This window comes from Curtobacterium luteum (assembly GCF_014646995.1).
GTDB lineage: Bacteria > Actinomycetota > Actinomycetes > Actinomycetales > Microbacteriaceae > Curtobacterium > Curtobacterium luteum.
Map to the genome: position 1 here is coordinate 31,955 of NZ_BMOI01000016.1, position 27,000 is coordinate 58,954.

Consider the following 27,000-nt stretch of genomic DNA (forward strand, 5'->3'; position numbering starts at 1 on the left):
GGGGCCGGACTGATCGGACGCGCCGTCGTCATCGCGATCCGCAGGGACGGGATCGGACGGGCGAAGGCAGAACGAGGGAGCAGTGCTCCGTGGTTCTGGTCCGGAGTCGAAGTGCTCACCGTCACGGGTCTCCTGCTGATCCTGTGGACCAGCGCGCTCGACCGCTGAGGGGCCGAGGGGGGGTGCCGCGCTGACCTGCCCGCGTGCAGCGCCTTCGGTCAGGTCACCGATGCTCGATCAGATGATCGTGACGCTGTGTGCCCGGAAGAAGTACCCGTCCTGTCCGGCCGGGTAGGGCTCGACCTCGAACCGTACGGTCTGTCCGGGCCGCAGTGAGAGGAAGCCGGGCCCGGTGAGCTCGGAGAAGTGCACGAAGACATCGGACTCGAGCGCCTCTGAACGGAGGGCGCCCCAGCCCTCGTCCTCGCTCCACCAGACACACACGCCATCGACGATCTGCACGATCGCACTGTACTGCGTGTAGACGTCCCACTCGCGGCGCGCTCGAGCCCTGCCACCCAGACCGGCGACCGCGCTCGGCAACGAGGACTTGGATGCCAGCATGCTGTTCGGACTTGCGCCTCGCGCGTTCAGCCTTGCACTCGGCGTGGGAGCGTTGGTCGCGGGCGTGATCATGGCGCTCCTCGGCCTCGTCGTGGGTCCCGACTCCGTCGGCCTCGTCGCAGCCGGGTTCGTCATCGCAGCGATGGGATTGCTGGCCGCCGCCGTCGGTGCGATCGGCTTCGCACTGCACGGGTCCGTTCGATCCGAGCGTGGTGCCACGAAGCGGCAGCCCGACCGAACGCCTGCGACAGCAGAAGCACGCGCGGACAGCGATCACACGGGATGAACCCGCGACCGGATCACCCGAGAAGCGGACGTCGGCGAACGGCGCCGTGCTCCTCCTCAGAACGTGGAGGCGGTCGCATGCTCGCAGCTGCTCGCGGTCCCGGGGGGGCGGGCGGTGATCGACTCGCGGGTGGCGTGAGGGCGGGACGCGCGGCTGCCGCCACGGTGGTCGCTCGGGAGGCCCGGCCCACGTGAGCGGGTCTGCTCACGTGGCCCGGGCCTCCCTTCCGACGCCGAGGTGAGCCCGGCGGGAACGGCCGAGCGCTACGGTCCTCGGTGCTCCCCACCGCTCACGCTCGATCGAGCGCTGCTGCGTGCGAGCAGCGTCGACATGGCTCAGCCGTGCGATCCCCATCCGGCCCACGCCTCGCATGCACGCATCTGCTGGAAGGTTCCACGGTAGGCGATCCCCTTGCAGGTGTTGACGTTCGGGTACCAGCCGGTGCATTCAGCGCCCTTCTCGTAGGCGCATTCCTTCGCCGAAGCCGGAGAAGCCCCCACCATCACCCCGCCAGCGATGAGCGCAAGACCAGCGAGCACTGCTGCGATCTTCTTCTTCATTGAACGTCTCTTTCCTGTGATTCGAACAGCATGCAACGTCCGCCCCCAGCACAATGCGCCCTGCAGCATCGTGAATTCCTGACGAAGAGCCCCCAGCGGCACGCCCCGCCCATTGCTCACCGCGTGCGGGAGCCGGGTCGAGAAGCGAACGTGACGGCGAGTATTGCATCGTGCAACAGCACCTCGGGTCATCCTTCAGGATGAACACGTCCGTCGACCGGCCATCACCGCGTCTCGAGGAACAGCGGGCGCGGATCGTGTCGACGCGAGTGCTGGTCGCAGAGTCGAACGTCCATGATGTCTACAATGGTGGCCGAACGGCACTGAACAACAGGGGGAAATGCAATGAGCAATGTCAAGCGAGCATTGGCAGGTATGGGGCTGGTCGTGGCACTGGCGGGGGTGGGAATCGTCTTGCCTGCGGCCGCGGCTCCGGCCCACGCAGGTCCGCTCGTGTGTCACTCGTGGACCGAGACCTACACCAAGAAGGGCTGCGACAAGAAGACGCAGATCTGCACGGCGTACATCTACCACAGGATCTGTGACTAGGACCGCAGCAGGGGTCGTGCGATCGCACCGGTCGTGCGTCCCCTGGCCTCGGGGCCGGTGATCAGGCGGTCCAGGACCAGCCCCGAGCGACGGGACCGCCGTCTCAGCATCACCAACGACTGCTCCTGAGCAGGAGTCGCGGGCGCACCGTGGCCACCGAGGGCGTGCCACGCGACGTACTGCCGCTCAGACCTCCCCGAGCACCTTCCGCCAGGCGGCCGTCAGCGTGGCGTACTCGTCGTCCGAGACGAGGTCGCGCACGCCGGTCGCGAGCACTGCGGACCGGACGGCCTCCTCCGCCCCGGCGCGGTCGCGCAGATGCGCGTCCGAGTGCCGAACGGCGCGTCCGGCCTCCTGTGCCGCCTCGATCTCCTCGACGCGTCCCGCTGCGCCGGCGGCGTCGAGCGCGTGCTGCCAGGCGGCGAGGAGGTCGGCGTTCGTGACCATCCGCCCGTCCGCGCCGCCCTGGATCGCGAGCGATGCGCTCGGTTCCGGCACGAGGATGCCCTCGTCGGCCTTCCAGGTGACGTCGAGTGATTCGGCCTCTTCGGCAGTGATCCGACCGGCGCGCTCGATCATCGCCTGCAGTGCACCGTTGCTCGTCGTGTCCGACACTGTGTCCTCTCCGACCGACGCGCTCGCGTGGTCCAGACCATCCTCTCGGCCACCCAGCGCCTCGCGCACAGCGCACACACATGGGGCCTCGTCACAGCATGCCGAACGCCGCCTGCACCCCGAGGCTCGTGCCCGCCACGAGCGCCCACAGCACGATGCCGAGCAGCATCGGCCGGAACCCTGCCCGGCGCAGCGCCCCGAAGTCGGTCGACACCCCGATCGCGCCGAGCGCCACCGTGATGAGGAACGTCGCCACGGTCGCGAACCCGGGTGCCGCAGCCGCGGGCAGCACCCCGACGGTCCGGAGCAGCACGACCACGAGGAACCCGATCAGGAACCACGGCACCAGCCGGAACACGCGGACGCCCCCGTCGCGACCGGCACCGTCGACGGACGCGGCCTGTGCGCGGGCGGTGCGCCGTGCCTCCAGGCCGGCCAGTCCGACCACGATCGGGATGATCATGAGAGTGCGGACGAGCTTGACGACGACCGCCGTGTCGGTCGCCTGGCGACCGTAGACGGTCGCCGTCGCGACCACCGACGACGTGTCGTTGACCGCGGTCCCGGCGAAGACGCCGAAGGCGTGCTGCGACAGGCCGAGCGCGTGACCGAGCAGTGGGAAGAGGAAGACGGCCGCGATGTTGCAGAGGAAGATCGTCGACATCGCGTAGGCGACGTCCGCTCCGACGGCGCCGACGACGGGCGTGACGGCGGCGATCGCGGAGGCGCCGCAGATCCCGGTCCCGACACCGATCAACGTGCGGAGCGTCGACGACACCCGGAGCGCGCGTCCGATGAGCCACGCCCCGACCAGGCACACGACGAGGGTGGTGAGCATCACCGGCAGGGTCTCGGCGCCGATGCGCAGCACCGCGCCGATCGAGAGCTGCGCGCCGAGCAGGACGACGGCCGCCTGCAGCACCCGGCTCGACGCGAACTTCACCCCGGGTGCGAGCAGGCCGAGGCCACCGTCGGTCCGTCGACGGACCAGCCAGCCGAGCAGTGCCCCGAGGACGACGGCGGGCACCGGGCCACCGACGACGGGCACCAGGGTCCCGACGGCGGTCGCGACGATGCCGACCGCCACGGCGACGGCGACGCCTGGCAGGGCAGGACGGACGGCGGAGGAGATCAGGGGCACCGTCCCAGCATGGCCACCCGCGCCCCGGTGTGTTACCGGGTGCGCGTCGCGGCGGTGCCGACCCCGAGACTCGGCCGGCGCGACATTGCTCGCGATCGGGAGCGCGAGCGGTGTCGCTGGGCACGAGACTCGGCCTGAGCGACATTGCTCGCGATCGGGAGCGCGAGCACCGTCGCTGGGTACGAGACTCGGGCGGCGCAGACCGAGACTCGGCCGCAGCGACACTGCTCGTGGTCGAGAGCGCGAGGAGTGTCGCGCACGGCGAGACTCGGGCGGCCGCGGCACCCGCCATCGTCCGCCCGGCGCGGAAGCACGCAGGTCGTTTCCGACCCGTGACCGGATCGGCGCCCTCGACGTATCCTTGACCTCCGGAAGCAACGGCGGTTCCGTGTCCCCGCCCTGCCCCACGAGCACGAAGAGCCCGCCGTGTCCGAACACCTCATCGAGTACGTTGCCCGCGACCGCACGGGCATCACCGCCGTCGTCACGACCACGAGCGTCATCGACGTCGACACCGTGATCCGCAACATCAGTGCCGGTCACTCCGGGTACTACGTCGCCCGCAACTGGAAACGCACGCCTGTTCGGAGTCTCACCTCGTTCGGTGGCGCGTACCTCTTCGCGAACTGGGACGGCTCGAAGCGGAACATGCTGCACGACCTGGCGTTCCCGAACCAGACGCGCACGCTGCCGCTCGCGCCGCGTCGCCCGTCGCGCTTCCGCGAGGCCCTCGCCGCGGTCTTCGGTCGGCGCTAGCGGACCTCGTCCGCCGGGGCGGGCTCACTCCGGGCGAGCACCCGCAGCGCCCCGTGGTACTGCCACAACGAGGCCACGAGCGCCACGGCGAACATCACGGCCGCGAGCAGGAACAGCCATCGCCACGCATCACCGTCTGAGCGCTGGGCGAGAGCAGATGCCTCCAGCACGAGCATGCCGGTCACCGTGAGCACCGAGGTCCGCATCAGGGTCACAACCCGCTTCGCGGTGCTCCGGACGAGGCCGTCGGTCCCGCTGGGCGGCTCGACCCGGCCGACGGCCGCCGCCCCGATCCGGCGTCGAGTCCTCCGATCCAAGCGACGGCTCTCGGGTAGGACCGAGGCGCCGAGGCGGCCCCGAGCCATCGTTGTCAGGCCCACGGCGATCGCGACGGAGGCACAGCCGAGTCCGATGAGCTGGAACACGAACCGCACGGTCTCGAACGGCTCGTCCTCCGGCGCCAGCCGCAGCACGATCCCCAGCACGATCGCGACCCCCGCCACGACGACGCTCCCGACCTCGGCCCACCGCGGCAACGGCCACTCCCCCGCATCCATGGCCACCAGTCAACACGCGCGGACTGCGCGCAGCACGACGGGAGGCCCGGAGCACGTGAGCAGACCTGCTCACGTGACCCGGGCCTCCAGGTCGACCGTGGACGTCGTCAGACGTCGCGCGTGCGCGCCGCCGTCAAGGCGACCGCACCGACGACGACGACCTCGGCGGCGAGGACGCCGAAGCCGCCCCAGCCGTTCAGGTGCAGGCCGTCGCCCTGCTGACCGCCGTCGAAGGCGTAGAGCTGCGCGCCTGCGGAGGACGGCAGGAACTGCGAGGCATCCATGATCCACTGCTGGTTCGTCAGGGCGGCGAAGACCTGCACGATGGTGGGCAGGACGAGCAGGATGCCGAGCGCGATGGCGATCCCGCCGGCACTCGAACGGACCAGGAGCCCGATGCCGAACGCCAGCAGCGCGACCAGGGTCACGTAGACCGAGGACCCGAGGATCGGCATGAAGACCGACGGGTCGGCGAGGTCAGGGTGGATGTCACGACCGGACTGCAGCGACGCCGCGATCGCGACCCCGACCCACGTCGAGACGGCGCTCACCACGAAGGTCGTGACGGCGAGGACCGCGGCCTTCGCGAGTACGACGCCGGTGCGTCCGGGCGCAGCGGTGAACGAGGACCGGATCTGCCCGGTGCCGTACTCCCCCGTGATGATGAGCACGCCGAGCACCGCGACCACGAGCGCGGTGAGCGAGACGCTGACCGTGCCGATCTGCACGATGAGCGCGTTCGCCGCGGCGACCGGGGCACCTCGCGGGACACCGGTGTCGATGCTGACGAGCAGGAAGGCCATCGCGAGGGTCAGCAGGACGACGATGGCGTAGCACCACACGGTCGACCGGATGCTGCGGAGCTTGATCCACTCGCTCCGGACGAGCCGCGGGAACGTGACGTTCGTGGAGCGGGGCATGGTCACGGCGCTCATCGGGCGCCCTCCGATCGGTACTCGACGTCGTCGCGGGTGAGGGCCATGTACGCCTCCTCCAGGCTGGCGCCCATCGGGGTGAGCTCGTGGACCGGTGCCCCGACCTGCGCGGCGACGTCGCCGATGCGCCGGGCGTCGGGGCCGACGACGACGAAGGCGCCGTCCTCGCGCGGGGTGACGGCGGACGCCTCCGAGCCGATCGCTCCGAAGAGCTGGTCGGGTGCGGGGGTGCGGACGAGCACGCGGTTGGCGCCGCCCGACTCGCCGCCGGCCACGAACTCTGCGATGGGGGCGTCGGCGAGGACCCGGCCGCGGCCGAGCACGACGACCCGGTCGGCGGTCTGTGCCATCTCGCTCATGAGGTGGCTGGAGAGGAACACCGTGCGGCCGTCGGCGGCCATGCGGCGGGCGAGCTGCCGGACCCAGACGACACCGTCCGGGTCGAGGCCGTTGACCGGCTCGTCGAGGATCAGGGTCTTCGGGTCGCCGAGGAGCGCTGCCGCGATCCCGAGACGCTGCCCCATGCCGAGCGAGAACCCGCCGACGCGCTTCTTGGCCACGGCGTCGAGTCCGGTCATGTCGATGACCTCGTGCACCCGCGCCTTCGGGATCCCGTGCGTCGCGGCGAGCGCGAGCAGGTGGTTGTACGCGCTGCGTCCGGAGTGGACCGCCTTCGCCTCGAGCAGCGCCCCGACCTGCCGCAGCGGGTCGGGGAAGCTCCGGTAGGGCGCCCCGTTGACGATCGCCCCCCCCGCAGTGGGGCGGTCGAGCCCCATGATCATGCGCATCGTCGTGGACTTGCCCGCGCCGTTCGGCCCGAGGAAGCCGGTGACGCTCCCGGGACGGACGACGAACGAGACGTCGTTGACGGCGATCTTCTGGCCGTAGTGCTTGGTGAGGTGCTCGACTTCGATCACGCAGCCAACGCTAGGGGGACCCCCAGCCGGCCCGCGTCCCCCGTGCGACGGAGATGTGCTGACCCCCGAACTGGTGTCGCCACAGTGCGCAATCAGCGAACACGCACGCCGCACAACGGGCACGCTGGGTCTGAACAGCACCGATCGCGTCCGTCGGAGCAGGGTCCGACGGTCGACGCGGTGTTCACACGGGCACCTCCAAACCGGCGGACCGTCCGCTCCGAAGACCCTGTGCGACGGGAACAGTTCCGCGGCGAACACGCCGCGGGCCCATCGAGTTCGAACCCACCGTTCGGAAGGACCGCACCATGACCGCACACACCTCTCCTGCACGTACCGGCTTCGCCGCGACGCTGACCCAGAAGGTGGCGCTGCTCTTCGGCGTCGTCTTCCTGCTCGTCGGCATCGCCGGCTTCATCCCGGGCCTCACGATGGACATGGGCTCCATGTCGATGGCCGGTCACGGCTCGATGGCGCTCCTCGTCGGCGTCTTCCAGGTGTCCGTCCTGCACAACATCGTGCACCTGCTCTTCGGCGTCGTCGGCCTCATCGCCGCTCGCTCGCACGTCGGCTCGCGCAACTACCTCGTCTTCGGCGGCATCGTCTACTTCGTCGTCTTCATCTACGGCCTGTTCACCGCCGGCATGGCGACCGGTGCGAACTTCGTGCCGCTCAACACCGCGGACAACGTGCTGCACTTCATCCTCGCGGTCGCGATGGTCGTCCTCGGCCTGGTCGTCCCGCGCATCGGTGCTCGCACCGCGCGCTGACGTCGTCCCGGCGGGTCGGGAGACCGACCCGCCGCGTGCGGTCACCCGGATCAGGGGTGACCACTGACGGTCTGGAGGCCCGGTACCAGCTGGTACCGGGCCTCCAGGCCGTCTCGGCGTGCGCGGGCCGCGGGGCGGACACGCCCGCCCCGGCTCCCCTCGCCCACGTGGTCGCGGTGTCGCGCGAGGACCGGGCCGCGGTGCCGCGGCGGGGACCACGGGCCCGCGTGCTTGCTCAGTCGTCGCGTCGCGAGCGCGTCCGGCGGAACCGCTTGCCGGTCTCCTCGTCGACGGCGACGCTGCCGGTCGGCAGGTTCGACAGGTCGGGCGCGATCACCGTCGCCTCGCGGCCGGAGTCCGGCAGACCCATCGTCTCGATGCCGCCCGGGGTGTCGAGGACGAGGACGGGCGTCCGGGCGGTGAGCGTGCGACCGGCGAAGAAGTCGGGCGAACGGACCCACCAGACGACCATCAGCACGACACCGATGAGGATCGCGCCGACACCGACGACCGCGACGGCGCCGATCCCGAGGATCGTGACGTCGTGTCCGGCGTCGTCCTGCAGCCAGTCGGGCTGGGCGAACTGCACGAGCCCGTAGACGAACGTGACGGCGAGCGAGACCCCGCCGAGCAGCGGGACGAGACCGCGCATGAGCGCGTTCCGGACGCTCGAGGTCAGCGTGCGCCGGTACGCCCAGACGCACGCGAACCCGGTGAGGCCGTAGTAGAAGGCGATCATCAGCCCGACCGACCCGATGAGCGCGGTGAGCAGGTTCGTCGAGATGACGGTGAACAGCACGTAGAAGCCGATCGACGCGATCCCCATGCCGACGGTCGACCAGGTCGGCGTCAGGAAGCGCTTGTGGATGCGGGCGAACTGGGTCGGGATCGCCTTGTACGCCGCCATCGACAGCGCGGTCCGTGCGGTCGGCAGGATGGTGGTCTGCGTGCTCGCGGACGCGGACGTCAGGATCGAGAACGCGAGCAGCGCCATGGCCGCGTGCCCGAGGAACGAGTCCCCGAAGAGCGTCGGGCCGATGGCCGAGAAGACGTCGTCGGCGTTCGTCTGGGAGCCGAGCCCGATGCCCTTCGTCCCGACGCCGGCGAACGCGATCGCCGCGATCGACACGAGCGCGTAGATGACGAGGAGCAGCACGGTGCTGATCACGGCGGCGCGGCCGGGGGTCTTGCCCGGGTCCTTCGTCTCCTCGTTGAGGGACACCGCGGTGTCCCAGCCCCAGTAGATGAAGATCGCGGTGAGCATCGCCGGCGCGATCACCGAGCCGAAGTCCATGCCGCTCGGCCAGAGCCACGACAGCGACGGGGCGATCGACCCGTCGACTCCGTGCCCCGTGCCGACGCGGACGAGGGCGACCGAGGCGAACATGACGAGGACGAGCACCTCGACGCCGAGGAGCACGTACTGCAACCGCGCCGAGACCTCGACCCCGACGTAGCAGATGACGGTCATCACGGCGATCCAGAGCACACCGGCGACGGTCGACCACAGGGTGCTGCTCCCGAGCGCGCTGATCGCCGGGTCGTTCGTCACCGTGCCGACGAACGTGTACCCGTACGAGCCGGCGATCTGCGCGAGGTTCGCCATGACGATGACGTCGGCAGCGATGATCCCCCACCCGCCGAGCCATCCGGTGACGGCGCCGAACGCCCGGGTCGCCCACGTGAACGTGGTCCCGCAGTCCGGGTCTTCCGTGTTGAGCTCCTGGTACGCCACGGCGATCATCCACATCGGGATGAACGCCAACAGCATGATCGCGGGCGCCTTGACCCCGGCGAGCAGGGCTCCGCCGCTCGCGACCACGAGGCCGAGACTGGCGGCCAGACTGTACGCCGGCGCCGTGGACGAGATGCCCATCACGACACTGCCGAACAGGCCGAGCGTCCCGGTCCGCAACCCCTTGTCGACCGCGGTCGTGTCCGTGGTCGCCGTCACCACTCCGCCATCACGCATGACCAGCCACCTCTCGGATGTGCCAGGCGACGATTTCCGTCGTCGCGGATCCGCAGCACCGTGGATCCGAGCACTGAAAATAGCGCTTCGCGACGGGATCCGCACTACCCTGTGATGATCGTGATCCGCCGTCGAGAGGAGCACCAGCGTGGACACCTCCTCGTGGGACGTCGTCGTGGTGGGCGCCGGGGTCGCCGGACTCGCGGCAGCACGGCTGTTGCAGGACGCCGGACGCCGGGTCGTGGTGCTCGAAGCACGCGGACGCGTCGGCGGTCGTGTGCACACCGACCGGAGCGAGGGCCGGGTGACGGACCTCGGAGCGTCGTGGATCCACGGCGTCGACGGGAGCGCGGTTGCGGCCGCGGCGGACGCGTTCGGGCTGCCGACGGTGGAGTTCACGGTCGGGGGCTACCAGGTCGACGGTCGGCCGATCGCGTACCACGCTCCCGACGGCCGCCGGATGAGCGACGACGAGGCAGCGCGGTTCGCAGCCGACGTGCACACGGTGGACCGCACCCTCGCGGAGGTCGTCGCGGCGTCCGGCCCGTCGGACTCCTACCGCGACGTCGTCGAACGGGCGGTGACGGCGCAGGGCTGGGACGCCGACCGGTCCGCACGGGTGCTCGAGCACCTGGAGCACCGGAGTGAGGAGCAGTACGGGGTGGCCGCCGACGAACTCGCCGCGCACGGCCTCGACGACGACACGATCGAGGGCGACGAGGTGGTCTTCCCGCACGGCTACGACGAGCTGCCGGCGCGCTTGGCCGAGGGGCTCGACGTCCGGCTGGGCCACGCCGTGTCCGTCGTGACACGCTCGTCCGACGCGGTGACCGTGGCCACCGACCACGGGCTCTTCTCCGCCGGCGCAGCAGTCGTGACCGTCCCCGTCGGTGTCCTCCAGGCGGGCGTGATCCGCTTCGAGCCGCCGCTGCCGGACCCGCACCGGCGGGCACTCGGGGCCCTGCGGATGAACGCGTTCGAGAAGGTCGTGCTGCGGTTCCCGCAGCGGTTCTGGGACGACGACGTCTACGCGGTGCGGCAGCTCGGTCCGGCGGGGGCGTGGTGGCACTCCTGGTACGACCTCACCCGGATGGACGGGGAGCCGACGCTGCTCACGTTCGCGGCCGGTCCGGCGGCGCACGCGATCCGGGGCTGGTCGGCCGAGCGGGTCCGGGACTCGGTGCTCGGGCAGTTGCGACGCCTGTACGGCGACCGGGTCGACGATCCGACGTCGGTGCTCGTGACGGCGTGGCAGGACGATCCGTGGGCCAGGGGTTCGTACGCGCACATGCTGCCCGGGTCGACGACGGCCGACCACGACGACCTCGCGGAGCCGATCGACGGCGTGCTGCACCTGGCGGGCGAGGCGACGTGGACGGACGACCCGGCGACCGTGGCAGCGGCGATGTACTCGGGGCACCGGGCGGCGGAGCGGGTGCTCGGGCGCGCCGTGCCGGTCGAGCGGCTCTGGGCCTGACGTCCGTGACCGCGGACGGACGGGAGGCCCTGCTCACGGTCCGCGCGCGGCGGACGTGCGCAGGGCCTCCAGGCCGTGACCGTGGGTCGTCAGACCCCGGCCGCCACCCCTGACAGCGTGGCCGCGAAGGGGTCGAAGTCGTCCTGCAGCGACGGGATCGGCGCGACGGTCGACTCGACCTCGACGAACGACCGCCGTTCGACGGACTCCTCCACCGCGACCATCGTGTCGAGCACGTGGTACCCGACCTCGCCGGTCGCGATGTGGGTGCCTCCGCCGCGGATCGCCCGCGCCATGTCGAGCACGCCGAGCCCGCGGCCGGCGGTGGGCTCCTCGTCGAGGACCGTCTCCCACTCCTGTTCGAACGGGAACGACACGTCCGCGCCCAGGGGCCGTGCGATGCGGATCGGGTGGCCGCCGCCGAAGGTGTTCGGGTCCGGGAGGACGATCGTGCCCTCGGTGCCGTTCACCTCGAAGACGCCGTGGCGGAACAGCGGGGTGTCGAACGAGAGCAGCGACTGCGCGGACCCGCCCTGCTCGAAGGACGTCAGCACGGAGAGGTGCGTCGGGACCTCCACCGGGAACTCCCGACCGGCGTTCGGTCCCACCACGAGCTGCCGGGTGTCGCGCGACCTCGAGCCGGTCGCGACGACCGAGGCGATCGGCCCGAGCAGGTGCACGAGCGCGGTGAAGTAGTACGGGCCCATGTCGAACAGCGGGCCCGCGCCCTTCGCGTAGAGGAACGACGCGTTCGGGTGGAACACGTCGGGCCCCTGCCACTGGAAGCTCGTGACCGCGGTCAGGGGCGTGCCGATCGCACCGGCCTCGATCGCCCGCTTGGCGGTCTGCCATCCGGTGCCGAGGACGGTGTCGGGTGCGATGCCGAGCCGCAGCCCCAGCGACTCCGCGAGGGCGACGAGCTCGGCGGCCGATCCGCGGTCGACGCCGATCGGCTTCTCGCTCCACACGTGCTTGCCGGCACGGAGCGCTGCGGTCGAGACCTCGACGTGCGTGGCCGGCAGCGTGAGGTTGATGACGATCTCGACGTCCGGGTCCGCGAGGACCTCGTCGCCGGTGCCGGACGCTGCGACGCCCCACTTCGCGGCCGACGCCGCGGCCCGCTCGGTGTCGATGTCTCCGATGCGGACGACCTCGACGTCGGGGAACCGTGTGAGGTTCGTGAGGTACTGCTCGCTGATCATGCCGGCGCCGATGAACCCGACGCCGACCTTCCCCGTGCGGGTCACGCGGACACCTCCTGCTTGTTCAGCGTGGCGTCGAGCCACCGGTAGGACTGCTCGACCCCGTCGAAGATCTCCCCGTCGAAGCCGTCGAACTCGATGACGGCGTACTCGAGGGCGGGTGCCGCGGCGATGGCCTCGGCGAGCCGGACGTCGCCCTGACCGGCCGGTGTCTGGTCGGTCGGGATCGAGGCCGTCGAGATGTCCTCGTGCATCGGTCCGTCCTTCACGTGCACGGCGACGATCCGGTCGCCGAGCTCCTGGATGAACGGCACGAGGTCGATGCCGGCGGCCGAGGCCCAGTACAGGTCGAGCTCGAGCACCACGGCCGGGTCGAGCAGCGACGCGAGCACCTGCAGCGCGGGCTGCCCGTCGATCTGCGGCCGGAGCTCGCGGTCGTGGTTGTGGTAGCCGACGCGCAGGCCGTGCTCGGCGGCCTCGACGGCGGCGGCGTTCAGTCGGGCGGCGACGCGCTCGACGCCCTCGCGGGTCGTCCACGCATCCCGTCCGACGAACGGGTCGATGACGATCTCGAGGCCGAGCTCCTTCGCGGCCGCGAAGGTGTCGGCGTGCGACGGAGCAGTCATCACGGAACCGTCGGGCAGCGGGATGGTCTCCTCGACGAGGAACGCGTGGCCGGTCTTCGCGGTGATCCCGTGCGCGTCGAAGGCCCGCTTGAGTTCGGCGGAGCGACCGACGAAGGCGAAGGCCTCGACGGTGTCGAAGCCGATCTCGGCGAGGCGGCGGACGCCGCCGTCGAGGTCGGGCTCGAGCGCGGCGTTCACCGTGTAGAGCTGCAGGGAGATGGCGGGTGCCATGGTGGATCCTTTCTGCCCGCGTCGTCGCGGGGTGGCGTGACGGCGGGGAGGCGCGACTCGCGTTGCGGACGCGGGTCGCGCCTCCAGGCCGTCTGCTGGCGACTGCGCTACTTGACCGACTTGATGGGGAAGATGACGAGGGCCCCGAGCAGGACCGCGACGCCGGCGCCCCAGAGCATGAGCGTGTAGTTCTGCCCACCGCCGATGCCGAGGAGGAACAGGCCGACGGCCGGTGCGAGCGACTGGGGCAGGGCGTTCGCGATGTTGATGACGCCGAGGTCCTTGCCGGGGCGTTCCGGGTCGGGCAGGACGTCGACGATGAGCGCGGTGTCGATGGCGGCGTAGATGCCGAAGGCGAAGCCGAGCACGATCTCGGCGAAGTAGAACCCGCCGACGGTGTCGACGTGGGCGAGGATCACGAGTCCGACCGCGGTGAGTGCGGTCGATCCCCAGACGAAGACCTTGCGACGCTGCACCCGGTCCGACACCCAGCCGGAGACGGCCGCGCTGGCGAGGAGCGCGATCGTGTAGAGGAGCACACCGAACGCGACCGCCGGGACGGCCTCCTTCGTCGAGAGACCGATGCGGTCCTGCATGTACAGGACGCGGTAGGTCGTGAACATGAACGTGCCGAAGGTGATGAGGAAGCGGCCCCACCAGGCGAGTCCGAAGTCGCGGTGCTTGATCGGGTTCGTCCAGAACGAGCTGATCAGGTTGATCCAGCTGAACGGCTTGATCGTCGTCGTCGGCAGGTCGTCACGGGCCACGAACGCGTAGATCAGGACCGCGATGATCGCCAGGACGCCGGGTGCGATGAACAGCAGCGGCAGGTTGCCGACGAGGTAGACGGCCAGGTAGAGGCCGGCCAGGATCGCGATGTTCTGAGCGAGCGCGATGACGCTGGAGGCCTTGCCGCGCTGGAACTCCGGCACGTTGTCCGCGAAGCTCGCGGTGAGGGTGGCGAGCACGGTGTTGGCAGCGATCTGTGCCAGCAACCACCCGAGGGTGAGCTGCAGCACGCTGTCCGAGAACGCGATCCAGGCGAGCGCGCCGACGAAGACGACGACACCGCCGACCATGTAGGGGCGGCGACGCCCCCACCGGGTGCGCGTGCGGTCCGAGATCGCGCCCAGCAACGGGTTGGCGAACAGGGCACCGAGGGCACCGAACGGCAACACCGATCCGACGACGGTCTCGGGGCTGGTCGGGTTGAGCTGCTCGGCCTTGATCGACATGCTCACGAAGACCGGGGTGAGCAGGGCGACGAACAGGCCGAACTGGGCGAAGCTCAGGGCCCAGAGGTAGCCGCGACCGACGCGGACCGCGCTGACGGCCTGCGTGATGCCCTCGACCGAGAACGCCCGCGATGCCGCTGCGGGGTCGGTGCTCGTCGCACCGGCGGCCGCGGTGACGGGCGGCGTCGCGGTGCCGGCGAGACCGGACTTGGGTTCTTCCTTCGACGTCGGTGTCGACATGACTCCTCCTCGAGCCACAGGGGGCTGACGCCCGTCTGAATACCTAGTGCTGGTAGGTGACGGCGACAGTAGCACCCAAAACCTCCGGACGGAAGTTTTTGGTGCGGATGTTTCGCCGGGTCATCGGGAACCCGTGGCTACGCCTAGCCTGGGTCCGTGAGTTCCGACGGTGGAAGCGGTGTCCGGGGGCCCTACGCCAAGGGGGTGCAGCGCCGGCAGGAGATCCTCGACCGCACGCTCGACGTCGTGGCGACGCGGGGCATCGACGGGGCCTCGCTCCGGGCCATCGGCGATGCGATCGGCATCTCGCACGCCGCACTCCGGCACTACTTCTCGTCACGCGAGGCCCTGCTCCTCGAGGTGCTCCGGCAACGCGACGCCGACTCGGTCGCCCGGGTCGCGGACGTCGACGGGGTGCTCCCCCGCATGGCGGCCTCGGCGGACCACAACGTCAGCGTGCCGGGCCTCGTGACGCTCTACACGACGCTGCTCGGGGTGTCGGTGGCGGCCGGGAACGAGGAGTCGCGCGCGTTCTTCACTGAGCGGTTCGAGCTGCTGCGGGCGGACCTCGCGACGCAGCTGCGGGACGAGTTGGCGTCGTCGGGGCGGTACTCGGACGCGGACCTCGAGCAGGTGGCGTCGCTCATCATCGCGGCGTTCGACGGGCTGCAGGTGCAGTGGCTGCTCGACCGGCGGATCGACATCGCGGGAACGCTGCGGCTGCTCGAGCGGGTGCTCTGAGCCCAGCCCGGGGACAGCTCGGTCAGGCCGCCTTCGGCTCCGGCTGGCACCGGGGACACCACCACAGTCGTCGGGCCGGCGACCCGACCACCTCGACGTCGTCCCGCGCCCGCACCCGGGTGCCGCAGCGCAGGCACGGGCGCCCCGCACGGCCGACCACCCAGTGCCGTTCGCCCCGTCGGAGCACCCCGGTCGTCACCTGGTACGCGTCCGGCGCGGTCGCCGAGTGTCGGAGCATGCGCCGTGCCGTGTCGAGCAGCGGACCGAAGGCGACCCGGCCCGCAGGGAGGTCCGGGTGCAGCCCGCGCACGAAGCACAGCTCGTTCGCCCAGAGGTTGCCGAGCCCCGCGACCCGACGCTGGTCGAGCAGCACCCGGCGGATCGGTGCGTCCGGGTCGCGCGAGCACCGGCGGAGAGCTTCGTCGCGGTCGAAGTCGTCGTGCAGCAGGTCCGGCCCGAGGTGTCCGACGACCCGGTGTTCCTCGGCCGTGGGGACGAGCTCGACCACGGGCAGGTCGATCCCCCACACCGTCCGGCCGTCCTCGAGCACGAGCCGGACGCGCGCGTCCTGCACGACATGACGCGGGAGGCGCCGACCGGCCGCGGTGACCGTCCACGACCCTTGCATCCGCATGTGGGTGTGCAGCGTCATGCCGTCGTCGAACCGGGTGAGCAGGTGCTTGCCGTGTGTGGCGTGCCCGGTGACGACCCGGTCCCCGAACGCTCGGCCGGCGTCGGGTCCGCCGCGGAGTTCGCCGTTGACCACCCGTGATCCGTCGACCTGGCGGAGGCGTGCGGCCAGCCGGTGGACGGAGTCACCCTCGGGCATGGCGACACGGTACGACCAACCACCGACACCGCAGCGCACCCGCGGCGCCGTCCTCGGCGACGACGTCGTCAGTTGATGATCTCTGCCCGGCCGTCGCGCATGGTGGTCAAGCGCTCCCGCCACAGCGTGACCGCCTCGGGCGTCAGGCGTGTCCAGTCGTCGACCTCGCGCACGATCCGCAGCGGCGCCGACGTGCGGTACGACCGCGTGGGGTTGCCGGGGAACTTCTTGTCGGTGACGTTCGGGTCGTCCTCGAAGGGCCCGGTCGGCTCGACCTCGTAGACGTGCGGCTCCCCCGCGCCCGCCAGCAGCACCGCCAGCTCCGCCGCCAGACCGCCGCCGTCCCGCAGCGCGGTGAAGTAGACGTGGTTCATCACGACCTCGGGCCGGTAGTTCGACGGGCGCCCGGCGACGAGCAGGTCCCCCGGTCGGAGCGCCGCGCGCGTGCCGTGGAAGAACGGCCCGGTCTCGTCCTCGGCGGCCACGGTCAGGCCCGCGGGCGGAACACCGCGATCGGCGGGCCGTCGTCCCCTGCGTCGTGCGTCTCGTCCGTGGCGACCCACGTCCGTCCGTCGTGCTCCACCGTCGCGGGCAGCTCGCCCCGGACGAGGATGCGCACGGCCGGTTCGTCGCCGTCGACCAGGTCGATGCCGAACGCGTCCGGCTCCTCGGCCCCGGCCGGCGGGTTGTCCCTCACGAAGGCGCTCATGCCACCAGCAAACCCGGCATCGCCGGGAATCCGCCGCATCGGCGGGAGCGGGCAGGCCCCGGAGGTGCGCGCGGCCGGACGCGAGCAGGTCCGACGCGAGCACGGCCGGACGGGAGGCGCGGGGCGGGCCCGCACCGCGCCTCCCGTCCGACCGTGGAGATCCCTACCCGAAGCGACCGTTCACGTAGTCCGCGGTCCGCGGGTCCTGGGGCGTCTCGAACATGGCGGCGGTGGGCCCGTGCTCCACGATCGCCCCGGGCGTCCCCGCCTCGGCGAGGAAGAACGCGCACCGGTCCGACACCCGCTGCGCCTGCTGCATGTTGTGGGTGACGATGACGATCGTGACCTCGGCGGCGAGCTCCGTGATCGTCTGCTCGATGCGCCGGGTCGAGGTCGGGTCGAGCGCCGAGCACGGCTCGTCCATGAGGAGCACGCGGGGCCGCACGGCGAGCGACCGGGCGATGCAGAGGCGCTGCTGCTGACCGCCGGACAGGCCGCCGCCGGGCTGACGGAGGCGGTCCTTGACCTCCTTCCAGAGCCCGGCCTTCGTCAGCGTCTCCTCGACGAGGTCGACCTTCGCCGCCTTGTCGAGGCGGACGCCGGTGAGGGCGAGCCCCGCGAGGACGTTGTCCTGGATGCTCATCGCCGGGAACGGGTTGGGCTTCTGGAACACCATGCCGATCTGGCGGCGCGCCTCGGTGATCCGGCGGGACGCGTCGTAGATGTCGACGTCGTCGAGGAGGACCTCGCCAGCGAGCGACGCGGACGGCACGAGCTCGTGCATGCGGTTCAGGGTCCGGAGGAAGGTGCTCTTGCCGCACCCGGACGGCCCGATGAGCGCGGTGACCTCGCCGGCGGGCATGGTCAGGGACACCCGGTCGAGGACCTTGTGGTCGCCGAACCAGGCGGACACGGACCGAGCGTCGAGCGTCGCGGGCGCGACCGCGGGGCCGGGCCGGTCGGGGGTGCTGTCCCCGAACCAGCTGTCGAACTCGGCGAGGAGGGTTTCGGTGTCGGTCATGGTCTTCTCTTCGGTCACATCAGGTTGGGGAGGAGGACGGTGAGCTGGGACGCGGCGGACAACCCGATCGCGAGGACCACGGGCACCGCCACGACGAGGGTCTGCCGGCGGCCCCAGAACCGCATGCCGACGGCGAACAGCGCGACCATCGCGGCGAGCACGACGAGCCCGAGGACGAGGAACGGCCACACCGAGCCGTCGCCGGCCATCGTGAGCTCCTCGGGCGCGAGCGAGGAGTACCCGATCGCGGGCGTCGGGGTCACGGCTGCCTTCGAGACGAGTTCGGCGTCGACCCGGACGATCGAGTCGGGCAGGAACGGCAGCCCTGCGCCGGACACGAGGGTGAGGCGGCCGTCACCGGCGCCGAGGGGCGCGGGGACGTGGTCGCCGGACCGGCGGACGTCGACGACGCGGTACTCCGCGGTGCCCTGGCCGGTCGTGGTCGTGATGACGGCGCCGGTGCGGAGCTGGTCGATCCGACCGAAGGGCCCCCCGTACGCCGTCTGACGTCCGTACACGACGCTGGCGCCGACCTGCCCGGGCAGCGGGGTGTCGCGGCGGTGACCCGGTCCGGAGCGGGTGACGTCGGACGTCGTGCCCTGCAGCACGACGGTGTCGAGCCCGAGCGCCGGGACGCGGACGATCGCGACCGGGGTGCCGTCGGGGACGAGTCGGCCGTCCGAGCCCGTCTGGCCGACCGGGGCGGTGGCGTTCGCGAGCTGGTAGCGGAAGGCGTCGAGCGCGAGCTGCTGGTCACGGGCGTACGAGATCTGCGAGACGCCGGTGAACTGCAGCGCGAAGCCGACCAGGAGGAGCCCGGCCACGACGACCGCGGACCCGCCGAAGCGCCACCGGTCGGGTTCGCCGAGGGTCGGGATCGCTCGGGCGGCCGGGCCGGCGGATTCCCGGGACCAGCCGCTGACCGTGCGCGCGGGTCCCCGGGTCCGGCTGCGCCCTCGGCCAGGCTCGGCGCGGCGCGGGGGCCACCAGGAGGGTCGGGGCAGCCAGGAGGTCGAGCTCGTCATCGGTCCGTCCGTCGGGGTGTTCGTGGGGGTGCTCGGGTGCGGGGAGGTCCGGCCGGCCCGTGCGGGCCGGCCGGACGGGGTGGGACTAGCGGGGTGATCTTGGCGGTCGCCGAGGTCGAGCCGGCCTTCCACAGCGAGTCACCGCTGTAGGAGACGGTCAGCTTGTGCGTGCCCGCCGAGAGCCGCGGCAGCGTCACGGTCGCCTTGCCCTTGGTCAACGTGACCGTGGTCAGCGTCTTGCTGCCCTCCTTCACGGTGACCTTGCCGGTCGGGGTCGCGCCCGCACCGCTCACCGAGACGGAGAACTTCGCGTGGCTCTTCGCCGAGACGGACTTCACCGAACCGGCCTTCACCGTCGGGGCGCCCTTGGCGACCGTGGCGCTCACGGCCGAGCTCGACACGGTGCTGCCACCGGTCGACGCGGGCACGTAGGAGGCGACGAACTTGTAGGAGGCGTGCTTCGGGACGAACGAGATCGTCGCGCTGGTGCGACCGGCGGCCACCTTCGCGGTACCGACCGTCTCCGTGCCGTTCTTCAGCGTGACGGTGCCGCCGGCTGCGTCACCGTTGCCGATCGTGACGGTCGCCTTCGCGGTCGTGCCGACGGTGAGCTTCGGCACCGAGACGGCGACCGTGGTCGCGGCGGACACGGCGACGTTCGACGCACCCGAGGTGCTCGAGGCGACACCGGCGAGGGCGGGGATGAACTGCGCCGTGACCGACGACGTGCCGACCGGCAGGGTCACCGGGGCGGTGACGCTCTTGGCGCCCTTCGCGATGGTGCCGGTCCCGACGACCGTGGAGCCCGTGAGGAAGCGGACGGAGCCGCCACCGGTGCCGAACGACTCGACCGACGCGGTCGCGTCGACGGGCTTGCCGGCGGTCGCGGTCGCGGGCACCGAGAGGGTCGTCGTGCTCAGCGACGGAGCGTAGGCGCGGAGCTGGGCGTAGCCGCAGGTCGTCGCCGCGCTCGTCGCGGGCTCGGGCAGGAACCCGTAGGCCGCGATGGTCGCGGTCTGCTTGCAGACGAGCGAGTCCTTGCCGACGAAGGTCTTCGCGATGGCGCTCGAGGGGTTGTCGGCGAGGCGCGACGGCACGATGTTGTAGACGTCGCGGACGAAGCCGGCGTACGCGGGGTTCGTCGCGTAGGCCGTGCCGCTGCCGGTGGTGGCGGCGGTCTGCGCGCCGTCGGCCTTGCTGAGCGCGGCGAGCTGGACGCCGTGGCGGCGGTCGGTGACCGTGCCGACGCCGTTCGCCTGCGCCACCCACTGGCTCACCGAGAACGGGGCGATCGCGAGGGTCGACTGCGTGGTCTGGTCGACGATCGCGGTGCCGTCGTGCTCCTCGATCGGCTTGCCGCCGTCGGTGTCGGAGACGAAGGGGTTCGTGCTCGTGAAGCCGGAGGCGTCGGTCAGGCCGAGCTGGCCGAGGAAGTAGCTGCGGGTGCCCGAGCCGAACTTCGGCAGGAGCGGCTGCAGCTGGTACGCGGTCGTGCCGTCGGGACCGGTGGCGTCCGAGCCGACGGAGTTGTACGTGCCGTCGGCGTTGAAGTAGGCGTGCGTCACGTCGCCGCGGTACACGTTCCACAGCGTCGGCGCGTTCTTCGCCTGGGTGCCGTCACCGATGAAGAACGGGACCTTCGCGAGGGCGCTGCCCGGCGCGTAGGCGACGTCGACCGCGTCGCGGGCGAACGGCACGTACGCGAGGACGCCGTCGGCCGACAGGTCCTTGCTCGCCGGGCCGCCGGAGGACCGCGCGAAGTCGAGCTGTCCCACGACGGAGTCGTCGATGGTGGTGCTCGAACCGTCGGCGAGTGCGACGCCGGACTTGTTCGCGATCGCGCCGATCGAGACGAGCAGTTCGTCGCGTCCGGCACCGGAACCCGACACCCGCGGGATCGCCTTGCCACCGGAGCGGGTGACCACGGTCGGTCCCGCGTTCGTGGCGTCGTAGGACGCGATCTGGTTCCCGCCGACGGCACTGGCGACACCGTTCATCACGTCCTGGGTCGTGTCCGAGCCGAGACCGACGAGCGTGCCGAACGCGTTCCCCGCGGGGTCGGCGTGTGCCGGCACGGAGAGGGCCCCGACGAGCAGGGCCGAGGCCCCGAGCGTGACGCCGACCTTGCAGAAGGTGTTGACCTTCATGGCTGGTGTTTCCTTTCGTGGGTTCCGACGCTGCCGCGGTGACAGCCGTCGTTGGGGTGGAACTCGGTCACACACGGGCGGCGGCCAGCATCGCCAGCCTCCGGCCGCGGCGGATCAGGAACGGCCCCACGCCGAGTGCCGGGAGACCGGCGCCGAGCGCTGCCGCGAGCGCCGTGCGGCTCACCGCGAGCGGCTGGTCGTGGGTGCGTCGGTCGGGCGTCGACGACTCGTCGACGTCGTGCGTGGAAGCGGGGGCAGCTGCGGCCGGCGCCTCGGGGTCCGCGGCCGGCGCGACGTCGCCGACGCTGCCCGGGTCCGTCGTCGTGCCCTCGGTGGTCGGCACGGCAACGCCCGCCCCGCCTGCGACCGGGGGCTGCTCGGTGCCGCCGGACGCCGCCGGCGGGGTCGTCGTCGGGCACGCGTTCGCGATGCTCCGGGCGTCGGTGAGCCCGGCCGCGACCTGCTTCGCGGTGGCCGCCATCGTGCTGGTGAGGGGCACGTAGCCCGCGGGGAGCTCGCCCTGCTTCTCCCCCTGCACCTGCCCGGTGCCGGCTGCGTACCGGATGAACGTGGCGTACGCGGCACGCTCGGTCGGCGACGAGGCGCACACGTTGACCGCGGCGTAGCTGAGCATCGAGAGCGGGTAGGCGCCGGGGTCGCGGTTCGTGGGGTCGGCGAGCAGGACACCACCGGCGGTCGAGGGCCGCATCGTGGCGATCCCCTTGGTGATCGACTCGGTCGTCGGCGCCACGGCCTCGCCGGCGGCGTTGACGATCTTCGCCGTCGGGAGCGCGTAGCGGGCCGCCGATGCCGCGTCGGTCACGGTGAGGACGAACCGCGCGCCCGGCACCTGCGCGCCGAGGGAGGTGTAGCCCTTCGGCTGCCCGAACGGGTTCCACGAGTCCTTCTCGTTCGGGTCCGCCTTGAGGGTCCGGTACGCGCCCTCGTGCATGTCGTTCATGTACGGCCGCATGTCGAGCGTCCCGTAGCCGGTCTCGTCCGGGTCGCCGCCCTTCGCGATCGTGAGGTCGGCCTTCGGGAAGCTGTCGATCGTCGTGTCCGTCCCGAGTGCGAGCGGCAGGTACGCGGGGTTGATGCGGGTCCCCCACTCGTCGGGGCGTCCCTCGAGGAACGCCTGCGCAGCGGGGTCCGCCCGGAGCCAGGCCCAGACCCGGGCGTTGGCGTCCGTGTCCCCGAGCGCCACCATCAGGCCGGCCGGCGCCGAGTCGCTCTTCGACCCGACGAAGGACGGGTTGAGCGCGAGGAACTCGGGGTCGGTGACGATGCTCGTCGGGTTCGCCTGCACGACCGCGTCGCCCTTGCCCCGACCGGGGACGTCGGCCTGGTACGTCTGGGTGAGCAGCTTCGCGACGAGCCGGGCGTCGAGGGTGAGGTCCTGCGCCTGCAGCCCGTTGCGGACCTTCGCGGGGGCGTCCGGGTACAGCCGGTAGTCGATCGTGAAGCCGATGACGAGCGCGGACTGCGCCACCGGGGCGTACCGGATGGTCGTCCCGGACGCGGTCCCGGTGTCGAGCGGGGTGTTGACGAGCGCGAGTCGTGCCGCGCCGTCGGTCGTCGAGACGATCTGGTGCTGCGCCTCCTCGTCGCCGATCTGCGAGTACCCGTACGTGGTGCCGAGTCGGCAGAGCGCGGGCTGCCACGCGGTGACGGCCTCGGTCGCGGTCTCCGAGCCGACGAGCCGCTGCTCCTTGTTCCCGATCGGGCAGGACTGCGCGACGGACTGGAACCCGAGGTGGAACACCACGCGGTTGCGCCACGCCGAGGCCGACAGGGGCGAGCCGGTGACGCGTCCGGCGGCGGTCGCGGTCGCGGGGCTGCCGTCGAGGTTGTGCGACCCGCGCGGCACGATGACGAGCCAGCACGACCGGGGTGCCGTCCCGGTCGCCGTGCGGACGTCCTGTCCGCAGCCGAGCTGGGGCGCCTCGAGTCCGGACTGCGTCTCGAAGGTGACGCGTCCGGTGCCGTCGCTCGCGGTGCGCGCCGCCGTGACCTCGTTCGTGGTGGTCGCGTCGAACTGCTTCGACAGCTCCGTCGTGCTCTTCGACAGCGAGCCGTCGACCGCACGGAACGGCACCCGGTAGGCGCGGAGGAACGGGTTCTCGACGGGCGGGTCGAGGAGCATGTCGGGGTCCGCGTCGGGACCCGAGAGCGCGGGATCCTGCAGCGGGTCGTCTCCGATGACGAGGTCGCGCTTGGCCGCGCCGACGCCGGTCAGCGAGGCGATCGTCGAGGACGGGGCACCCCAGACGCACTGCTCGGGCGACGGTCCGGTGGCGGCGTCGCCCCAGCACTGCATGATCTGCACGTAGTTCGTGGCGTACTCGCTCGGGGAGGTCGGCTTCGCACCCGTCCAGCTCACGGTGACGCCCTGGTCGGTGAGGTCCTCGGTCTGGCTGACGGTGAACGACATGGCGGCGAAGTCGGCCGCGTCGGGGTCGGGGGTCGCGTCGGGGTCGGGGGTCGCGGCGGGGTCGGGCGCGGTCGTGGCGGTGGCGGTGTTGCTCGCCCCCGCGGTGCCGGCGTCGGTGTTGCCCGCCGCAGTGTCGGCGGTGCCGGCCGAAGGGCGGCCGGTGCCGGTGCCGCTCCCGGCGCCGGACACCGTGCCGCCGGTCGCCAGCGCCGCCTGGGCGTCCGCCCACGACGTCGTGACCGACGACGACGAGTTCGTGGACGGCGCAGCGGCCGAGGCCGGGAAGCTCGCGACGAGGAGCGAACCCGCGACGGTGGTCGTCACGACGCCGAAGACGAGCGCCGCGGAGCCGAGTCGGACGAGGGTCTGGTGCTTCACTTGCGGATCCTCCGTCGCGACACGAGCACGCCGATGAACGGCGGCAGGAGCACCAGGCCGAGCAGTGCGGCCACGGCACAGGTCATGAGCGTCTTGGTCGGGCTCCACCCGTCGGCGGCGTCGACCTCGACCGGCAGCGCCGCCACGTTCTGGCAGACACCGCTGTCGGCGTCGCACTGCACGGGCGACCCGTCGTTCAGCGCCGCGACCGCGTTGCCGGTGCCGGATCCCGACCCGGAGCCGCCGGCGCTCCCGCTCGAGAGGTCCCCCGCGGTGGTGGTGCCGGAGGACCCACCGCTCGTCGACCCCGAGCCGGCGTCCGAACTCGCACCGTCGGACCCCGACCCGGAGCCGCTTCCACCGTTCGCCCCGCCGGAGCCCGAGGAGCGTCCCGAACCGCTGCTCGTCTGGGTGGGGGTCGCGGTGCCCTTCGCGCCGCCGGTGCCGGTGTTGCACTGGGTGGCGCCGAGCTTGTCGCACGCGGGCGGCTGGGGAGCCTTCACCGCGAGCGTGTTCTTGCCGTCCGCCGAGAAGGTCGGGTTGTTGCACTTCCGGATGTCGATCGACTTCGCCTGGACGCCGGGGATCCGACGGACCTGGTCGAGTCCGGCCTGCACGAGGTTGATCGGCAGCGGCGAGTAGCCGAGGACCTCGGCCTGCTGCTGGCCCTCGCACAGGAAGTAGTAGTCGAACGCGCCGAGGGTCTTGCCCTTCGCCGTCGTGAGACTCGCGTCCGTCGTCGTCGGGATGATCATGTAGGAGTACGACGACAGCGGGTACGTGCGCGGGTCCGGGTTGTCGTAGACCCCGTCGAGGATCTGCGTCAGGTAGGACGGCGACTTCTTGTCGGTGTTGATCTTCGCGCCGAGCAGGCCGACCGCGACGTTCGAGGCCGTGGGCTCGACGTAGTAGCCGGACTTGTTGAGGACCTTCGCGACCGGGTACCCCGTCTTCAGGGCGTAGGAGTACTCGACGTACGTGATGGTGCCGACGTTCGCCTTCTGCGCGACGTAGCCCGAGACGCCCTGCGAGTTCGGCTGCGCGATGAAGCCCTTGCCCGGGATCGTCGGGTAGTTCGACGTCACGCCGCACGGCAGCGGACGCCCGGCCTGCTTGCAGTAGGCGTTCCACTGCGACGGGTACTTCTTGCTCATCCACGTGGTGAACTGCGCGGTGGACCCGGAGCCGTCCGAGCGCACGACCGGCACGACCTTGCGCTTCGGCAGCTCGAGCCCGGGGTTGTCCGCCTTGATCTTCGGGTCGTCCCAGCTCGTGATCGAGCCGGTGAAGATGCCCGCGAGCACGGGTCCGGACAGCCGGAGGTTGGTGATCTGCTTGCCACCCGAGGCCAGGTTGTACATGAACGAGGTACCGCCGGCGACGATCGGCATGTACGCGTAGCCGACGGTCGGCGGGACGTCGGTGACGCCGCCGTCCTTGATGCCGTAGGGGATCTCGGAGACGGCGAAGTCGACCGTGCCCGCCTTGAACTGGTTGCGGCCGTCCGACGACCCGGTGCTCGCGTAGCGGACCTTCATGCCGTACTGCTGCACGTTCACCGCCCACTGCTGGATGGCGACGGAGCTCCACGACGAGCCCGCACCGGAGATCGGCACGTAGGACTCCGCCGCGTGTGCGGCGCTGACGGGGAGGAGCGACACGGCGAGCGCGAGGGCGGCCGTGATCGCGCCGAGCAGGCGGGTTCTGCGGGTGGTCACGAGGGGTCCTTCTTGGAGACGTCGGCAGGGAAGGGGTGGACGTAGCGGCGGGCGTTCCGGCGGACGAAGCGGCCGACCGGACGCCAGGCGGGCCCGGCGGCCTCGACGCCGCGGAGCACGGTGCCCCACGCCGCGGCGATGAGCTCGCGGCGGCGTTCGCGGGTTGCGACGGTCTGGGAACCGATCACGCGGGCGATCACGAACAGCACGAGGACGAGGAACATGAGCACCGCGGCGGCGCCGAAGCCGCGCGCGATCATGTTCGGCTCGGGCGACTTCACGAACTCGAAGATCGCCAGCGGCAGCGAGATCATCGGCCCGCTCGTCGGGTCGAGGTTGAGGTCGGGCGCGAAGCCGGCGGTCAGGAGCACGGGACTCGTCTCGCCGATCCCGCGGGCGGTGGCGAGGATGATCGCGGTCACGAGGCCGGACCGCGACGTCGGCAGGACGACCCGCCAGACCGTCTGCCACTGGCCGGCCCCCAGCCCGATCGACGCCTCCTTGAGGGTCGCGGGCACCAGACGGAGGACGACGTCCGCGGACCGGATCATGATCGGCAGCATCATCACGCTGATCGCGAGCGCCGCGGCGAAGCCCGACTTGTCGAAGCCGAGGCCGACGATGACGCTCGCGTAGATGAAGAGCCCGGCGACGATCGACGGCAGCGCGGTCATCGCCTCGACGATCGTGCGCACGAAGCGGGAGAACGGTCCCGGCACCTCGGTCAGGAACAGCGCCGTGGTCACGCCGAGCGGCACCGTGATCACGAGGGCGATCGAGATCTGGATGAGCGACCCGGCGATCGCGTGCAGCACGCCGCCCGAGCTCATCGGGTCGAGCGGTCCGGTCAGCGCCATGTCCTGCGTGTAGAAGTTCCAGTGCGGCAGGGCGTCCGTGGCCCGCACGACGCTGAAGCCGACCACGAACACGAGCGTCGCGACGACGACGAACGCGAGCGAGTGCACCGCCGCGGACACGACCCGGTCGCGGACCACCGAGCCGCTCTCGTTCGTGGCGACGAGGAGCGCGTAGAACACCAGGAACAGCAGGTAGGCGACCGCGACGAAGGCGATCGGCCCGGACACCGGCGCGAGCTCGGTGAAGACGATCGACGTGACCGAGAGCGACGCGATGGCCGCGCCGACGATGCAGAGCACGTCGCTGATCCGGACGCCGTTCGTGCGGCGTTCCTCGGGTCCGCGGCGGTGCTCCGGCTCCCGCTCGAGTCGGGGCAGCACGGTCCCCGACCCGGCACCCGACGGCGTGGACGCCGGGACGGGCGCGGTGATCACGGCGGAGGGGGTCCGGAGGGGCACGGTGGGCAGGGGTGTGGTGGCGCCCGACGGCGCCTGCGTGGTGTCGGTCATG

25 protein-coding genes are annotated in these 27,000 nt (G+C 71.5%); 5 read left to right on the plus strand and 20 right to left on the minus strand.

Annotated features, from left to right (window positions below; genetic code table 11):
* Window positions 1–237 precede the first annotated feature (237 nt).
* Window positions 238–462, minus strand: coding sequence for a cold-shock protein (locus IEY20_RS15215; RefSeq protein ID WP_031273308.1), 225 nt, complete (start codon window positions 460–462; stop codon window positions 238–240).
* 100 nt (window positions 463–562) lie between these two features.
* On the opposite strand from IEY20_RS15215, the gene IEY20_RS15220 reads away from it, so the two are divergent.
* Window positions 563–850, plus strand: coding sequence for a hypothetical protein (locus IEY20_RS15220; protein WP_188889282.1), 288 nt, complete (start codon window positions 563–565; stop codon window positions 848–850).
* A 335-nt stretch (window positions 851–1,185) separates the two neighbouring features.
* On the opposite strand, the gene IEY20_RS15225 is transcribed toward IEY20_RS15220, so the two are convergent.
* The 3 genes from IEY20_RS15225 to IEY20_RS15235 all read right to left on the minus strand — a co-directional run bounded on the left by IEY20_RS15225 (window position 1,186) and on the right by IEY20_RS15235 (window position 3,715).
* Complete coding sequence (locus IEY20_RS15225) at window positions 1,186–1,410, minus strand: hypothetical protein (RefSeq protein WP_148286133.1); 225 nt, start codon at window positions 1,408–1,410, stop codon at window positions 1,186–1,188.
* A gap of 735 nt (window positions 1,411–2,145) precedes the next feature.
* Window positions 2,146–2,574 carry a hypothetical protein gene (locus IEY20_RS15230; RefSeq protein WP_022903364.1) on the minus strand — a complete coding sequence of 143 codons (429 nt, stop codon included), beginning with the start codon at window positions 2,572–2,574 and terminating at the stop codon, window positions 2,146–2,148.
* A 91-nt stretch (window positions 2,575–2,665) separates the two neighbouring features.
* Window positions 2,666–3,715, minus strand: coding sequence for a YeiH family protein (locus IEY20_RS15235; RefSeq protein WP_175327551.1), 1,050 nt, complete (start codon window positions 3,713–3,715; stop codon window positions 2,666–2,668).
* A gap of 426 nt (window positions 3,716–4,141) precedes the next feature.
* Here IEY20_RS15235 and IEY20_RS15240 point away from each other — a divergent pair, with 426 nt between their 5' ends.
* Window positions 4,142–4,471, plus strand: a complete 330-nt coding sequence (locus tag IEY20_RS15240) for a hypothetical protein (protein ID WP_031273302.1) — start codon at window positions 4,142–4,144, stop codon at window positions 4,469–4,471.
* On the opposite strand, the gene IEY20_RS15245 is transcribed toward IEY20_RS15240, so the two are convergent.
* The 3 genes from IEY20_RS15245 to IEY20_RS15255 all read right to left on the minus strand — a co-directional run bounded on the left by IEY20_RS15245 (window position 4,468) and on the right by IEY20_RS15255 (window position 6,880).
* Window positions 4,468–5,028, minus strand: a complete 561-nt coding sequence (locus tag IEY20_RS15245; protein WP_175327552.1) for a hypothetical protein — start codon at window positions 5,026–5,028, stop codon at window positions 4,468–4,470. The genes IEY20_RS15240 and IEY20_RS15245 overlap by 4 nt on opposite strands.
* Before the next feature lie 107 nt (window positions 5,029–5,135).
* On the minus strand, window positions 5,136–5,963 hold the full coding sequence (locus IEY20_RS15250; protein ID WP_175327553.1) for an ABC transporter permease: 828 nt from the start codon (window positions 5,961–5,963) through the stop codon (window positions 5,136–5,138).
* Complete coding sequence (locus tag IEY20_RS15255) at window positions 5,960–6,880, minus strand: ABC transporter ATP-binding protein (protein WP_175327554.1); 921 nt, start codon at window positions 6,878–6,880, stop codon at window positions 5,960–5,962. The genes IEY20_RS15250 and IEY20_RS15255 overlap by 4 nt, the downstream gene beginning before the upstream one ends.
* Before the next feature lie 308 nt (window positions 6,881–7,188).
* Between IEY20_RS15255 and IEY20_RS15260 the strand changes: the two genes are divergently transcribed.
* Window positions 7,189–7,650 carry a DUF4383 domain-containing protein gene (locus tag IEY20_RS15260; protein WP_022903359.1) on the plus strand — a complete coding sequence of 154 codons (462 nt, stop codon included), beginning with the start codon at window positions 7,189–7,191 and terminating at the stop codon, window positions 7,648–7,650.
* A gap of 235 nt (window positions 7,651–7,885) precedes the next feature.
* On the opposite strand, the gene IEY20_RS15265 is transcribed toward IEY20_RS15260, so the two are convergent.
* The gene (locus IEY20_RS15265) at window positions 7,886–9,622 is read right to left on the minus strand and encodes an APC family permease (RefSeq protein WP_175327555.1); all 1,737 of its coding nucleotides are present in this window, start codon (window positions 9,620–9,622) and stop codon (window positions 7,886–7,888) included.
* A 148-nt stretch (window positions 9,623–9,770) separates the two neighbouring features.
* On the opposite strand from IEY20_RS15265, the gene IEY20_RS15270 reads away from it, so the two are divergent.
* The gene (locus IEY20_RS15270; RefSeq protein ID WP_175327556.1) at window positions 9,771–11,099 is read left to right on the plus strand and encodes a flavin monoamine oxidase family protein; all 1,329 of its coding nucleotides are present in this window, start codon (window positions 9,771–9,773) and stop codon (window positions 11,097–11,099) included.
* Between the two features lie 89 nt (window positions 11,100–11,188).
* Here IEY20_RS15270 and IEY20_RS15275 read toward each other — a convergent pair whose 3' ends face one another.
* The 3 genes from IEY20_RS15275 to IEY20_RS15285 form a co-directional block, all read right to left on the minus strand.
* Complete coding sequence (locus tag IEY20_RS15275; protein WP_242088976.1) at window positions 11,189–12,346, minus strand: Gfo/Idh/MocA family protein; 1,158 nt, start codon at window positions 12,344–12,346, stop codon at window positions 11,189–11,191.
* Window positions 12,343–13,158: a sugar phosphate isomerase/epimerase family protein gene (locus IEY20_RS15280; protein ID WP_175327557.1), complete on the minus strand. Its 816-nt coding sequence runs from the start codon at window positions 13,156–13,158 to the stop codon at window positions 12,343–12,345. Before IEY20_RS15280 ends, IEY20_RS15275 begins: the two co-directional genes overlap by 4 nt.
* 107 nt (window positions 13,159–13,265) lie before the next feature.
* The gene (locus IEY20_RS15285; protein ID WP_022903353.1) at window positions 13,266–14,633 is read right to left on the minus strand and encodes an MFS transporter; all 1,368 of its coding nucleotides are present in this window, start codon (window positions 14,631–14,633) and stop codon (window positions 13,266–13,268) included.
* 156 nt (window positions 14,634–14,789) lie between these two features.
* Between IEY20_RS15285 and IEY20_RS15290 the strand changes: the two genes are divergently transcribed.
* Window positions 14,790–15,374, plus strand: a complete 585-nt coding sequence (locus tag IEY20_RS15290; RefSeq protein ID WP_175327558.1) for a TetR/AcrR family transcriptional regulator — start codon at window positions 14,790–14,792, stop codon at window positions 15,372–15,374.
* A gap of 22 nt (window positions 15,375–15,396) precedes the next feature.
* Here IEY20_RS15290 and IEY20_RS15295 read toward each other — a convergent pair whose 3' ends face one another.
* The 9 genes from IEY20_RS15295 to pstA form a co-directional block, all read right to left on the minus strand.
* Window positions 15,397–16,203, minus strand: coding sequence for a DNA-formamidopyrimidine glycosylase family protein (locus tag IEY20_RS15295; protein WP_175327559.1), 807 nt, complete (start codon window positions 16,201–16,203; stop codon window positions 15,397–15,399).
* A 68-nt stretch (window positions 16,204–16,271) separates the two neighbouring features.
* Window positions 16,272–16,688, minus strand: coding sequence for an NAD(+)--rifampin ADP-ribosyltransferase (arr, locus tag IEY20_RS15300; protein ID WP_175327560.1), 417 nt, complete (start codon window positions 16,686–16,688; stop codon window positions 16,272–16,274).
* Window positions 16,689–16,690: 2 nt separating this feature from the next.
* Window positions 16,691–16,912: a hypothetical protein gene (locus tag IEY20_RS15305; protein ID WP_022903214.1), complete on the minus strand. Its 222-nt coding sequence runs from the start codon at window positions 16,910–16,912 to the stop codon at window positions 16,691–16,693.
* Window positions 16,913–17,075: 163 nt separating this feature from the next.
* Entirely contained in the window at window positions 17,076–17,933 is an 858-nt protein-coding gene (locus IEY20_RS15310; protein WP_031273184.1) for a phosphate ABC transporter ATP-binding protein, read from the minus strand.
* Between the two features lie 14 nt (window positions 17,934–17,947).
* Window positions 17,948–18,958 (minus strand): sortase, encoded by a 1,011-nt coding sequence (locus IEY20_RS15315; RefSeq protein ID WP_175327561.1) that lies wholly within the window; start codon window positions 18,956–18,958, stop codon window positions 17,948–17,950.
* Complete coding sequence (locus IEY20_RS15320; RefSeq protein WP_175327562.1) at window positions 18,955–21,105, minus strand: Ig-like domain-containing protein; 2,151 nt, start codon at window positions 21,103–21,105, stop codon at window positions 18,955–18,957. Before IEY20_RS15320 ends, IEY20_RS15315 begins: the two co-directional genes overlap by 4 nt.
* A 67-nt stretch (window positions 21,106–21,172) precedes the next feature.
* A complete protein-coding gene (locus IEY20_RS15325; RefSeq protein ID WP_175327563.1) occupies window positions 21,173–23,914 on the minus strand; it encodes a peptidase associated/transthyretin-like domain-containing protein in 2,742 nt (913 codons plus the stop codon).
* Window positions 23,911–25,632 (minus strand): phosphate ABC transporter substrate-binding protein PstS, encoded by a 1,722-nt coding sequence (pstS, locus tag IEY20_RS15330; protein ID WP_022903404.1) that lies wholly within the window; start codon window positions 25,630–25,632, stop codon window positions 23,911–23,913. The genes IEY20_RS15325 and pstS overlap by 4 nt, the downstream gene beginning before the upstream one ends.
* The gene (gene pstA, locus IEY20_RS15335; protein WP_175327564.1) at window positions 25,629–26,999 is read right to left on the minus strand and encodes a phosphate ABC transporter permease PstA; all 1,371 of its coding nucleotides are present in this window, start codon (window positions 26,997–26,999) and stop codon (window positions 25,629–25,631) included. Before pstA ends, pstS begins: the two co-directional genes overlap by 4 nt.
* Between the last annotated feature and the right edge of the window lies 1 nt (window position 27,000).